The 12584-nt window shown below is 57.1% G+C and carries 9 protein-coding genes and 1 pseudogene; 5 read left to right on the top strand and 5 right to left on the bottom strand.

The genetic code is table 11. The features are described from left to right. Positions 1 to 3: 3 nt before the first annotated feature. From ABFT80_RS00555 to ABFT80_RS00565, 3 genes are all read right to left on the bottom strand, one after another. A complete protein-coding gene (locus tag ABFT80_RS00555; RefSeq protein ID WP_347969913.1) occupies positions 4 to 1050 on the bottom strand; it encodes an extracellular solute-binding protein in 1047 nt (348 codons plus the stop codon). An 84-nt stretch (positions 1051 to 1134) separates the two neighbouring features. Continuing rightward, entirely contained in the window at positions 1135 to 2202 is a 1068-nt protein-coding gene (locus ABFT80_RS00560) for an ABC transporter ATP-binding protein (RefSeq protein ID WP_347969914.1), read from the bottom strand. Between the two features lie 153 nt (positions 2203 to 2355). After that, positions 2356 to 3102: an SDR family NAD(P)-dependent oxidoreductase gene (locus ABFT80_RS00565; RefSeq protein WP_347969915.1), complete on the bottom strand. Its 747-nt coding sequence runs from the start codon at positions 3100 to 3102 to the stop codon at positions 2356 to 2358. A 210-nt stretch (positions 3103 to 3312) separates the two neighbouring features. On the opposite strand from ABFT80_RS00565, the pseudogene ABFT80_RS00570 reads away from it, so the two are divergent. From ABFT80_RS00570 to ABFT80_RS00585, 4 genes and pseudogenes are all read left to right on the top strand, one after another. After that, a pseudogene (locus ABFT80_RS00570) lies at positions 3313 to 4342 on the top strand (hydroxyacid dehydrogenase). Positions 4343 to 4606: 264 nt separating this feature from the next. Next, positions 4607 to 5842: a glycine betaine/L-proline ABC transporter ATP-binding protein ProV gene (gene proV, locus ABFT80_RS00575; protein WP_347969916.1), complete on the top strand. Its 1236-nt coding sequence runs from the start codon at positions 4607 to 4609 to the stop codon at positions 5840 to 5842. A gap of 22 nt (positions 5843 to 5864) precedes the next feature. Continuing rightward, positions 5865 to 6776, top strand: a complete 912-nt coding sequence (locus tag ABFT80_RS00580; protein WP_347969917.1) for an ABC transporter permease — start codon at positions 5865 to 5867, stop codon at positions 6774 to 6776. Positions 6777 to 6824: 48 nt separating this feature from the next. Continuing rightward, positions 6825 to 7691, top strand: coding sequence for a glycine betaine ABC transporter substrate-binding protein (locus ABFT80_RS00585; RefSeq protein WP_347969918.1), 867 nt, complete (start codon positions 6825 to 6827; stop codon positions 7689 to 7691). Positions 7692 to 7778: 87 nt separating this feature from the next. Here ABFT80_RS00585 and ABFT80_RS00590 read toward each other — a convergent pair whose 3' ends face one another. Together ABFT80_RS00590 and ABFT80_RS00595 are read right to left on the bottom strand one after the other, a co-directional pair. Next, positions 7779 to 9122, bottom strand: coding sequence for a sigma-54-dependent transcriptional regulator (locus tag ABFT80_RS00590; protein WP_347969919.1), 1344 nt, complete (start codon positions 9120 to 9122; stop codon positions 7779 to 7781). Next, the gene (locus tag ABFT80_RS00595) at positions 9119 to 10957 is read right to left on the bottom strand and encodes a sensor histidine kinase (RefSeq protein ID WP_347969920.1); all 1839 of its coding nucleotides are present in this window, start codon (positions 10955 to 10957) and stop codon (positions 9119 to 9121) included. Before ABFT80_RS00595 ends, ABFT80_RS00590 begins: the two co-directional genes overlap by 4 nt. 253 nt (positions 10958 to 11210) lie before the next feature. Between ABFT80_RS00595 and ABFT80_RS00600 the strand changes: the two genes are divergently transcribed. Next, positions 11211 to 12551, top strand: coding sequence for a dicarboxylate/amino acid:cation symporter (locus ABFT80_RS00600; RefSeq protein ID WP_347969921.1), 1341 nt, complete (start codon positions 11211 to 11213; stop codon positions 12549 to 12551). The last annotated feature ends 33 nt before the right edge of the window (positions 12552 to 12584 follow it).

Genomic DNA, 12584 nt, shown 5'->3' on the forward strand with positions numbered 1-12584 from the left:
CTGTTACGTCCCGAAATACTGTTCGTAGTTGGATTTGATCTCCGGGATCATGGGTTCAAGCTTTTCCGGATCGGACTGCAGAATCTTGATCTCGGACATTGGCTTGCGGCCCTCTTTCTCCTTCACGTCAGGATGAAAGGAACGCAGACCACCGAAGTCGCTATTGAGCTGCTGGGCTTCCAGAGAAAACAGGAACGCATAGAAAAGCTTGGCCGCGTTGGGATTCTGCGCTTCCTTCAGGACGGCGGCATTGCCGATCGCCAGCGGGGTGCCTTCTTCCGGGTAGACGATCTCGATCGGGACATTTTCGTCCTGCAGGCGGAAGACATTGTATTCGTTGCCATCGACCTCGATGGCACGCTCACCCTGAGCGAGCTTCTTTGGAGGCTCGGTCGAGGACTGAACCTGCATGACACTCTGCTGGCCGAGTTTTTCGAAATATTCCCAGCCGAGAAGATCAGACAGGACATGCGTCGATGTCATGACGGTGCCGCTATAGCCCGGATGCGCCTTGACCATCTTGCCTTTGTAACGAGGGTCGAGAAGATCGGTCCAGGTTTTCGGAACGTCGGCTGCATCGACCAGATCCGTCCGGTAAGCGAGAACGGAAAAGTGCGCGCGGTAGGCAGCAAAATAGCCGTCGGCATCGCGTTCTTCGGCAGGCCATTTTTCAGCGACTTCCTGCGGAACCATCGGCTCCAGCCAGCCTTCGCGCTTGAAGTACTGGAAATGAACCGCGTCGGATGTCTCGATCACATCCGCATTGTAGATGCCGGTCGAATACTCCTGTCCGATGCGCTGAAAGACGCGCTCGGAGCCGGCTCGCTCTACCTGAACCTGAATTCCCGGATATTTGGACTTGAAGAGTTCGGCGAGTTTTTCCGCAACGGTCACATCGGTCGCGGTGTAGAAAATCAGCTTGCCTTCGCCTTTCGCGGCTTCTTCGAGTTCAGGGGTGATCTGATAGGGTTCTGGTGCTTCAGCTCTTGCAACGGATGACACCGTCATTCCGGCTGCAACGAGCGCCATGGATATTGTTTTCTTCCACATATGTACTTTCCTCCCTTTCCACATGTTTCGGTCTCTCCTCCCGGAGCAGTTCGGATCGAACGGCACGAAGCGTGCAGTCCCGCGCTAGTGTGCTAGCGCGCGGCAGTTTTCCGGCGGGAATTTCAGCCAGACTTCATTTCCTACCGGGATTTCCACTTCGACCGGCGCGACCGTACGAATGGTCTCGCCTCCCTTGATCGTCACCAGATAGTCGCGGTGCGATCCGAGATAGATTTGGCGAATGACTTCGCCTGCAACGATGTTGGTTTCCATGTCCGTCGGCTTTTTGGCTGACAGTTCGAGATCATGATGCCGGACGGACACGGCCGTATTTCCTGTCGGCGCGACCGTGCCGCTGCCACATCTAAGAACCAGCCCGCCCTCGCAAACCACCGTGTCGTCGGAGGCGCGTGTGCCACTCAGAATATTGGTGCCGCCGATGAAGCGCGCGACGAACTCCGTCTCCGGGCGCGCATAGATGTCTTCCGGCGAACCGGCCTGCTCGATGCGGCCGTCATTCATCACGACGATGATGTCGGCAGTCGTCATTGCCTCGATCTGATCGTGGGTCACGTAAACCGTGGTATAGCGGAATTCGTCGTGAAGCCGCCGTATCTCGAAGCGCATTTCCTCGCGCAGATTGGCGTCGAGGTTGGAGAGCGGTTCATCAAGCAGCAGGATTTCCGGCTTAATAACGAGTGCACGCGCCAGGGAAACGCGCTGTTGCTGGCCGCCCGACAATTCACCGGGATACCGGTCTGCCAGCGGGAGCAATTGTGTTACCGACAGGATCGTACGGACACGTTCCGCGATCTCAGTCTTGGCAAGCTTACGCAGCTTCAATCCGTAAGCAACATTCTGGAAAACCGTCATATGCGGCCAGAGCGCGTAGCTCTGGAAAATCATCGACATGTTGCGGCCTTCTGGCGGAACAGTCGCGGCAGCCGACGAAACCACATGGCCGCCGACCCGGATTTCGCCGCCATTTGCAGGCATGAAGCCCGCGATAAGCCGCAACGTCGTGGTCTTCCCGCAACCGGAGGGGCCAAGAAGACAAACGAGCTTGCCTTGCTCGACAGACAAATTCACGCCTTTAACGACGGTCAGATTGCCGTAGCTTTTTGTCAGGCCAGCTAATTCCAGAAAAGACATTACACCTCCCAAGTGTTCTCAGAGCCGGCATGCGTCTCCTCGATATTTCAAACAGCATCACGGCAGAATTGAAAATTGTCAACAGATTACTATTTTACATTTCTCATGAAACGCAATTTTTCGGCGCGATTCAAAACCGCGCCCGTTTCAGGATCACACCATCAGCGCTCCGCCATTCACATGAATGGTTTGTCCGGTGATGTATCTTGAGTTTGCGCCAACAAGCATAGTCACCGCCGAAGCCACTTCCGCAGGCGTACCATGGCGGCCCAGCGGGTTCGTTCTCTCCGCGTGATGTTTCGGGTCCTGGCCGATGCGTTTGGTTTCAATCAGGCCAGGCGACACGCAATTGACGGTGATCCCATCGGGACCGAGATCATGTGCAAGCGCTTTCGTCAGCCCGACAAGTCCGGCCTTGGCCGTTACGACATGAACGCGGCTTGATGCACCCAAATGCGCGGTTATTCCGCCGATGGTAACGATCGAGGCCAGATCGCTTTGACGCAAAGGTGCAAGTGCGGCCTTGGCCAGGAGAAAGACACTGTCCAAGGCAAGCGCCATTACCTTTCGCCAGTCCTCATAGGTGACATCTTCTAAAATGCCTTCCGGGCGGACCGCCGCGTTGGCGACGAGAATGTCGAGCCTGCCGAATGCGGAAACGCCTTCATCTATTATGCGCTGTGGAATTTTCGGGTCTGACAAATCGCCGAGCACCATAATCGCTTTGCCGCCTGCCGCTTCGACACGCCGCACCGTCTCTTGCGCGCCTTTCGTGTCGCTATGCGTGTGAACGATCACTGACGCCCCATTCGCGCCAAGCGCTTCAGCGATTGCCTGACCTATGTTGCGGGAGGCCCCGGTCACCAGGGCAACACGGCCTCTTAGATCGGATGTGGTCATATTCGATTTTCCTCCCTTGATTGGAACGCGCGCAGAAACAGCGCCCAAATGTTCGGACGCCAAATTATCAACTTATGGTTTTTTGTCTACTGTTGACAATTCATCTGAATGCGATTGCACCTTACTTCGAACTTCAAGCGCATATTTTTTTGCGAAATCCTGTTCCGAAGCCGATGCAAAAGATGCTTTCATGTGCGTCAGGAGGACTACATGAAAGCATCTGCAAAGCCGTTAATCATCAGCGCCCCGGAACCGCGTTCACTGGATCTCATCTTCACACCGGAAGCACACAAAGCACTTCATGAGCGCTACGATGTGCGCGAGACAGATGCTGAAAGCGTTGCAGCGCTTCCCGAAGAAATTCTTGCCTCCGCCCGCTATATTATCGGTCAACCGCCCCTTTCGCCGGATACGCTGGAAGCCATGAAAAGCCTCCGCTGCGTACTCAATGTAGAGAGCAATCTTTTCAACAACATGCCCTATGAGACGCTCTTTGCGCGCGGCATTCATGTCGTAACCACAGGCGCGGTCTTCGCAGAGCCGGTTGCCGAAATCGGGCTCGGCATGGCACTCGATCTTGCCCGCGGGATTACCGATGCGGACATCGCCTTTCGGGAAGGAAGCGAGTTGTGGGGCGGAGACGGCAATGCTAGCGCGCGCCTGATCAGCGGCTCGGAAATCGGGATCATCGGGTTTGGCGATCTGGGCCGTGCGCTCAGCCGGGTTTTGTCGGGGTTTCGAGCAAAGATCCGCGTATTCGATCCATGGCTGCCATCATCCATGCTGAAAGACGCTGGCGTCGAACCGGCCTCCTTAGAGACCGTATTGAGCGAAAGCGACTTCATTCGTCGTCGCCTCGGTAACGACCGAGAATCGTGGTTTTCTCGACGCGCAAAGTTTTGCGAAAATGCGGCAGGGAGCGGCGTTCATCCTGCTCAGTCGTGCGGATGTCGTCAATTTCGAAGCTCTCATGGATGCGGTTCGAAGCGGACATATCGTCGCCGCAAGCGACGTGTTTCCCGAAGAGCCGCTCCGAGCCGACCATCCGGTTCGATCGCTGAAGGGCTTCTTGAGATCGGCACACAGAGCAGGCGCCCTCGACATTGCTTTCAAGCGCATGGGCGACATGGTTTTGGAAGACATGGACCTTATGGACAGAGGCCTGCCACCGATGCGCTGCAAGCGCGCAGAACGCGAAACGGTGGCACGCATGCGCTCCAAACCGGTGACGAAAAACTAGAAATTCGAAAAACGTCCCGCATGGTTAAACCCTGCTGACGCCAAGCGAAAACGGGTGTTCGCCCCATTTGCGGCGCATTCATCTGAGTCGCGATGGGTGGACATCGCGAACCACTGCCCTATATTGAAAGCATCAGATTACTGACGTGACGGAGCAGCTTCTGGCTATTCATCCGGTCGCGTCGTTTGCGTTACACGAGATAATCCAAGGAATATTCCGACACAGGAGATAATTTCCGCCAGCAAGGCGGGATTGAAATTACTTATGAAATCTAATTCATTAAATGAAGATCAAAATGACGTTCGCGAGAACGTCAAAATAAGCTTGCGAAATGTCTATAAAGTCTTCGGGGATCGCCCGGAAATCGCCATGGGAATGGCGCGCGCAGGCAAAGAAAAATCCGAGATCTATTCTAAAACCGGCTGCACGGTCGGCGTCGATGATGCGAGCTTCGACATCATGGATGGCGAGATTTTCGTCATCATGGGTCTGTCGGGTTCAGGCAAATCGACATTGCTCAGATTGCTGAACCGCCTAATCGAACCGACAGGCGGCGCGATCGAAGTCGATGGCAACGACATCACGAAAATGTCGAACCGCGACCTCATTACCTTGCGCCGACGCGACATGAGCATGGTCTTCCAGTCTTTCGCTCTTCTGCCCAACCGAACGGTTCTGAACAACGCCGCGTTCGGTCTCGAAGTGGCAGGCATCAAAGAGAAGGAACGCAACGTTAAGGCGCTTGCAGCCCTGGAGGCCGTGGGTCTCGAGCCTTACGCGCAGAGCAAGCCGGACGAGTTGTCGGGCGGTATGAAGCAGCGCGTCGGCCTTGCCCGCGCACTCGCCAGTGAGCCAACTATTCTGTTGATGGACGAGGCCTTTTCGGCACTCGATCCACTCATCCGCACCGAAATGCAGGACGAGCTTATTCGCCTGCAGGCCGAACGCAGCCGAACCGTCATCTTCGTCAGCCATGATCTCGACGAAGCCATGCGCATCGGTGATCGCATTTGCATCATGCAGCATGGCAAGGTCGTTCAGGTCGGCACGCCCGATGAAATCGTCAGCAATCCGGCCAATGATTACGTCCGCTCGTTCTTCCGCAATGTCGACGTGTCGCAAGTCTTCAAGGCTGGCGACATTGCCCGCAAGACGCAGTTGACCATCATTGACAGGCAGGGCGTTTCTGTTGCGGCGGCACTCGAACAGATGAAGCAATCCGGTCGTGACGTCGCGATCATCATTGGCCGCGACAAGAAATATCACGGCATGGTCAGCCAGGATTCGCTGCTCGAAAAGGTCAAGGCCAAAGACGCCGAGCCTTATCGGAATGCCTTCCTGAGCGACGTTTCGCCGATTCCATCCGGCGAGCCGCTGTCGAATGTTCTCGGTCGCGTTGCCGAAAGCCGCTGGCCGGTTCCCGTCATCGACGAGCAGAGCCGCTATGTCGGCTCGATCAGCAAGTCGGCCCTTCTGGAAACGCTCGACCGCGCAGGTTGAGCCGAACCGAAACGGATAAATCATGGATCTGAATTTCAGTATCGGCAACGGTGCCGACGTCGTCGTCAATTACATATTGGACAATTTCACTCCCGCGCTCGACATGATCGCGGCAACGATCGGTTTTGTAACCGGCAATATTCAGAGCCTGCTGGTTTCGATCCCGCCGCTGGCGGGCATCGCCATTCTGGGCCTGCTTTCGCTGTGGCGCGTTGGCTGGAAGTTCGCGCTGTTTACCGTCGTGTCCGTCTGGCTGATCAGCCATATGGGCCTGTGGGTCGGCACGATGGAGACTTTGTCTCTGGTGCTTGCCGCAACCTTCATCGCGGTTGTCATCGGCATTCCGCTCGGCATCGCCATGGCACGCAATGAGACGGTTGCGTCGATCGTGCGCCCCGTGCTCGATCTTATGCAGACCATGCCTGCCTTCGTCTATCTGATCCCGGCGGCCATGTTCTTCGGGCTTGGCGCCGTTCCCGGCACGATCGCGACGGTTATTTTTGCAATGCCACCGGTCGTTCGCCTGACAAATCTCGGCATCAGACAGGTGCATGCAGAATTCGTCGAAGCGGGCCTCGCCTTTGGCTGCACTTCTTCGCAGCTTCTGTTCAAGGTGCAATTGCCGAATGCGATGCCGTCTATCATGGCCGGTGTCAACCAGACCATCATGCTTTCGCTTTCGATGGTCGTCATCGCTTCGATGATCGGCGCAGGCGGCCTCGGCAACACCGTTTTGACCGGCATTCAGCGGCTCGATGTGGGCACCGGTTTCGAGGGCGGTCTTGCCGTCGTCATTCTGGCTGTCGTGCTCGACCGGCTGACGCAGAGCTTCGGCACGGAGCGGTCGGGTTTCCTGAGTTTCTTCGCTTCGCGAAAGGCGAGCAAGGAAACCGAAACGGAAAATCCGCCCGCCCTTAAAGGCGCCGAAGCCTGAAAATCAAGCGCCCTATTGCGCAAAAAGTTCAATAAAGAAGGAGAAACTATGCTCAGGACACTCACAAAAATCGGTCTTGCCGCCATTCTGGCAAGCAGCGTCGCAACTGCCGCTTTCGCTCAGGACGACGCAAAGACCGTCAAACTCGGCTGGGCCGCATGGTCGGATGCCGAATTCGTAACCAAACTCGCGGCCAAGCTGATCGAAGACAAGCTCGGCGACAAGGTCGAGCTCGTTCAGACCGACGTCGCACCGCTCTATCAGGGCGTCAGCCGCGGCGATATCGACGCGATGATGATGGCCTGGTTGCCCGAAACGCACGCCGATTACTTCAAGCGCGTCGAAGACAAAGTCGATACGCTGGGCACCGTCTATGAAGGCGCAAAGCTCGGCTGGGTCGTTCCGGCCTATATTCCGGAAAGCGAAATCAGCTCGATCGAAGACCTGAAAAAGGACGACGTGAAGAGCAAGTTGAGCGGGACCGTTCAGGGCATCGATCCGGGTGCCGGCCTGACGCGTCTTTCCGAAGAAGCGATCAAGGAATACGAGCTCGACTACAAGCTGCAGATTTCCAGCGAAGCAGGAATGTTGACCACCGTCGACCGCGCGAACCGTTCGGAAGGCTGGTTCGTGGCAACCTCGTGGAGCCCGCACTGGATGTTCGGCAAGTATGAGCTTCGCTACCTCGAAGATCCGAAGGGCGCACTAGGTGCCGCCGAGCATGTCGACATTCTGGCACGCAAGGGCTTCAAGGAAGACAATCCGGAAGCGGCAGCATTCCTGTCGCGCATGAACATTCCGCTTGATGAGCTGGAAGCAGCCATGTTCAACGCACAGGAAACCTCTTACGAGGCAGCCGTCGATAAATATATCGAGGAAAACCCGGATCGCATCAAAAGCTGGGTCGAAGGCTAGAGCCCTTCACTTTTAGATAGAAACGCCGGCAGGACAGAGGGGGGCGCTGTCCCACCAACGCTTTTATTCAATAATGAAATGCTCTGGTTATTTATACGATCTCCGGTCGATGTTATGCCGCTGAAGCTTGTCGTAAAACGTCTTTCGCGGAATGCCGAGCGCTTCGACGGTCGCGCGCACGTCGCCGCCGTGTTTCCCCAACGCTTCCTCTATAAGTTTCGCCTCATGCGCTTCCATCTGCTGCGGCAACGTCTTATCGCCTGAGGCCGATGGCTCTGTTTCCGTGGCAGACTGCGGCTCGATGCCAAGCGCAACGCGCTCGGCATAATGCGACAATTCCCGAACATTTCCCGGCCAGTTGTGCTCAGCCAGATAACGCGCGATTGCGGGCGACATATCCGGTTCATCGCGCTGGAAACGTTTGGCGGCGCGACTAAGGAAGTAAGCAAAAAGCAGCGGAATGTCGGCGCGTCTCTCGCGAAGCGGCGGGATGCGCAGCGTCACCACATTCAGCCGGTAGTACAAATCCTCGCGGAAATCCTTGCGCTCTGCCGGATTGCTCAGATCGATCTTGGCGGCCGCGACCACACGCAAATCCACCGCACGGCTTTCATTCGTGCCTAGCGGATCGATGCTTCGAGTTTCCAGAACACGCAGCAGCTTCACCTGCAAAGCGGCAGGCATGGATTCGATTTCGTCGAGAAAAAGTGTGCCTCCGCTCGAATGCTCGATGCGGCCGACACGTTTCTTTTGCGCCCCAGTGAAGGCACCCGGCTCGTGCCCGAACAACTCGCTTTCGATGACTGCTTCCGGCAATGCGCCGCAGTTCAGCGCAACAAATGGCTTCGCCCGTCGCGGGCTCCAATTGTGCAGAAGGCTGGCGACGACCTCCTTGCCTGAACCGGTTTCGCCTTCGACCAGAACATCGACGTCCGCACCCGCAATCTGACGCAACGTCTGGCGCAGCCGCTGGATCACCGGCGTCTCGCCAAGCAGCGGCATATCCTCGTCAACAGCATCGATTGCCGCTTTCAAGCGACGGTTTTCGAGAACAAGCCGCCGCTTCTCGGTCGCGCGCGACACGCTTTCGATCAGTCGGTCGCCGGGATAGGGCTTGGCGATAAAGTCATAAGCTCCCTCACTGAGCGCCGAAACCGCCATCTCGATATCGCCGTGGCCGGTCACGAGAATGACCGGCAACTCAGGGTCTATGCTTTTGATCTGGCGAAACAGGGCAAGCCCGTCCATGCCCGGCATTCTTATGTCGCTGACCACTATACCCGGAAAATCGGCGTCCAGAACATCGAGGGCTTCCTTCGCCGAAGATACGGGTTTGGGATCGAAACCGCCGAGCATCAGGGTTTGCGTATTGGCCGTGCGCAAAGCCGCTTCATCATCGACGAAAAGGACCGGTGCGGGAGTGTCGCTCATTTTGCCTCTGGAAGATCGATGATGAATTGAGCGCCGCCTTCGGGCACGTTTCTGGCCGACAGATGCCCGCCGAGATCGCTGACAATGTCGCTGGAAATGACAAGCCCAAGGCCAAGGCCTTCCGCCTTCGTTGTCGAAAACGGTGTAAACAGACGCGCCAGAACATCCGGCGGGATGCCATGGCCATTGTCCGTGACACGCACGATAACGTGCTCGCCATCGGCTTTTGTCTCTATGACAAGGCGCGGCGCTTCAGTTCCCGCCAGCGCATCAAAGGCATTGCGGATAAGATTGACCAGAACCTGCTCCAGACGAATCCGGTTTGCGCGGACTTTCAGCGGCACAGGATGCTTTATGCGAACAAGTTCCACCCCCGCCTCTTTCACGCGACTGGCGAGCATCAAGGTTGCGCCGTCTATCGGCTCCTCTATGTCGATCAGAACCGGCGCACCGCTTTGCCGCCTGCTGAACCCGCGCAGCGTTTCGGTGATCGTTCCAATGCGGTCGGTCAAGCCGATAACCGTGTTGAGATTGGCGACGACATTTTCCGTGTCGTTACGCTTCAGGAATTTGCCTGCATTCTCCGTGAAGGTCCGTATCGCCGCGACCGGCTGATTGATTTCATGCGCTACGCCTGCCGTGATCTGACCGAGCGATGCCAGCCGGTTCGCCTGAGCGAGATCGTCACGCAGACGCAGCACGCGGGCTTCCGCGCTTTCACGTTCCGAAATCTCGCCGCGAAGGCGCTCATTCGCGTTGCTGAGCGCGGCTGTGCGTTCGGCCACCCGCGTCTCCAGTTCGGCGGCCGTGCGGGTCAGTTCCTCGCGGCGGCTTTTCTCGCGACGGCGCCGCTGCGCAAGCCATGCTGCGGCGGCAAACGAAAGGCCGAGCGCCAAGGCCGAGACAAGGCGAGCCATAAAGACCGCCGACATGATCGGGCGATCTGCCGCCACGAGAACATGCAGACGCCAGCCGGGCGGACCGCCGGAAACCATATCGGACGACGCCATGAAAAGCCGGTTCGCCGGTCCCGTTACCGCATTGACCAGCCCGTCGACTCCGGCAGGGTTGACCGGCAGCTTTTCCAGCGGGGCGTCACCAAACTGCAGGCTTTCGCGAATGGCTGCTGCCCTTGCCGGTTCGATCTGCGCCAGCGTATGAAACCGCCACTCGGGAATGCTGGTGGCCAGCACGATGCCGCGTTCGTCCGTGACATAGGTGATCCGGCCGGACTGCCGCCAGCCCTCCTCCACCTCGGCCAGTTCCATCTTGACGACGACCACGCCAAGCGGTTCGGCCTGCGTGCCGACGCGCTCGGAAAGGTAAAGCCCCGGGCGACCGCTTACAGTGCCCAGCGCATATTGGTTCGCCTGCCCGTCGCTCATCGCTCCTGTAAAATAATGACGGAAGCGGTAGTCATTGCCGACGAAGCTTTGGTCTTCGAGATAGTTGCTGGCGGCGATCGTCATGCCATTGCTGTCGATGACATAGATCGTGCTGGCATGCGTGCCTTGCTGAAGGGCCAGCAGCTTTTCATTCACCACCGCAATGCCGTCCGGTGCCGGCCTCGTCAATATATCGCGAACGAGCCCGTCTCGCGCCAGAATGAAAGGCACGGTGCGCTGCTTGTCGATCTCGCTGCGCAACGCTCCCATCGCCAGCGGCAGGCTACCTTCAGCCTCGGTTTCAAGATTGGAAATCGCCCTCTCTCGACCGACCGCGCCAGCCACGAACACCACCGCCGCAAACGCAAGAATGCCAAGCGCGACGAACAACCATCGCGGTATGCTTCTTGCGGTGAAAGCCCGCTGTGCTGGATGGGTTGAAATCGTCAAACGGTCGAACCCTTATCTCAATGCCATGTGCGGATTATCGCACAACTTATAAAAATATGTCCGATAAATCGCACTAAATGATCTGTCGTCACGCTTATAAAATCGTCAAGCCACTGAAATTAAAGGCATAATAATTTCGCTCACCAACTGGCATGCACCTTGCTGATTGTTGTCTTGATCGACCGGGAGGGCCGGTCACTATGGGGAGCAGGTCAAAATCCACTCCCTTAACGTCAACACAAGGGAGGATGCCTTGGCCATTCCTTACAGCGCGCCGGCAGCACCGGCAAAGCGCAAACCTTTCTATGCCCAACTCTACGTACAGGTCCTTTTCGCGATCGCGATCGGTATTACGCTCGGGCATTTTTACCCAGAAACCGGCGAAAGCATGAAGCCGCTCGGCGATGCTTTCATCAAACTCGTCAAAATGATCATCGCGCCGGTCATCTTTCTGACTGTCGCGACCGGCATTGCTGGAATGAGCGACCTTCAAAAAGTCGGCCGTGTCGCCGGCAAGGCGATGCTCTACTTCATCACCTTCTCGACGCTCGCACTGATCGTCGGGTTGATCGTCGCCAATGTCATTCAGCCAGGTGCGGGTCTCAACATCGACCCTGCCACACTCGATCCGGCAGCCGTCGCCAACTACACCGAAAAGGCGCATGAGCAGTCGATCACCGGCTTTCTGAGCAACATCATCCCGACGACCATCGTGGGTGCTTTTGCCAGTGGCGACATTTTGCAGGTGCTTTTCTTCTCCGTCCTGTTCGGCCTTTCGCTGGCACTGGTCGGTGAGCGTGGCGCGCCTGTTTTGAACCTTCTGCAGGCCCTGTCTGCCCCGATGTTCAAGCTGGTAGCCATCCTGATGAAGGCAGCTCCCATAGGTGCCTTCGGCGCCATGGCCTTCACCATCGGCCGTTACGGAATTGGCTCCATCGCCAATCTCGCAATGCTGATCGGCACGTTCTATCTGACCTCGTTCCTGTTCGTCATCGTCATCCTTGGTGCCGTCTGCCGCTACAATGGTTTCTCCATTTTCGCGCTGATCCGCTACATCAAGGAAGAGCTTCTGCTGGTGCTCGGTACGTCTTCTTCGGAAGCCGCACTGCCGACACTGATGGAAAAGATGGAACGCGCCGGTGCGAAACGTTCGGTCGTCGGTCTAGTCATTCCGACCGGCTACAGCTTCAATCTGGATGGCACGAACATCTACATGACGATGGCCGCCCTGTTCATCGCGCAGGCGACGAATATCGACCTGTCGATCACCGATCAGGTATTGCTGCTTCTCGTTGCAATGCTTTCATCCAAGGGTGCCGCAGGCATCACCGGTGCTGGCTTCATCACACTTGCAGCGACACTCTCCGTCGTGCCCGCCGTGCCGGTTGCAGGTATGGCGCTTATTCTTGGTATCGACCGCTTCATGTCGGAATGCCGCGCGCTGACCAACCTCGTTGGCAATGCGGTTGCGACGCTGGTCGTTGCACGCTGGGAAGGCGAGCTGGACACCGAGCAGATGCACGCAGCATTTGCCGGCAAGCGTCCCGCAACGCTTGCCGATGCGCCTGAGCCGGCCCTCGTGCCTGCCGAGTAACAAAAACGATCCGGGGCGCAATTTGCGCCCCCG

The organism is Foliimonas ilicis (assembly GCF_039939195.1).
Taxonomy (GTDB): Bacteria; Pseudomonadota; Alphaproteobacteria; order Rhizobiales; family Rhizobiaceae; genus Foliimonas; species Foliimonas ilicis.

What these genes read in the sequence shown, in the direction of transcription:
- ABFT80_RS00555 (WP_347969913.1), bottom strand. Translation starts at nt 1,050, where the DNA reads ATGTGGAAGAAAACAATATCCATGGCGCTCGTTGCAGCCGGAATGACG.
- ABFT80_RS00560 (WP_347969914.1), bottom strand. Translation starts at nt 2,202, where the DNA reads ATGTCTTTTCTGGAATTAGCTGGCCTGACAAAAAGCTACGGCAATCTG.
- ABFT80_RS00565 (WP_347969915.1), bottom strand. Translation starts at nt 3,102, where the DNA reads ATGACCACATCCGATCTAAGAGGCCGTGTTGCCCTGGTGACCGGGGCC.
- proV (WP_347969916.1), top strand. Translation starts at nt 4,607, where the DNA reads ATGAAATCTAATTCATTAAATGAAGATCAAAATGACGTTCGCGAGAAC.
- ABFT80_RS00580 (WP_347969917.1), top strand. Translation starts at nt 5,865, where the DNA reads ATGGATCTGAATTTCAGTATCGGCAACGGTGCCGACGTCGTCGTCAAT.
- ABFT80_RS00585 (WP_347969918.1), top strand. Translation starts at nt 6,825, where the DNA reads ATGCTCAGGACACTCACAAAAATCGGTCTTGCCGCCATTCTGGCAAGC.
- ABFT80_RS00590 (WP_347969919.1), bottom strand. Translation starts at nt 9,122, where the DNA reads ATGAGCGACACTCCCGCACCGGTCCTTTTCGTCGATGATGAAGCGGCT.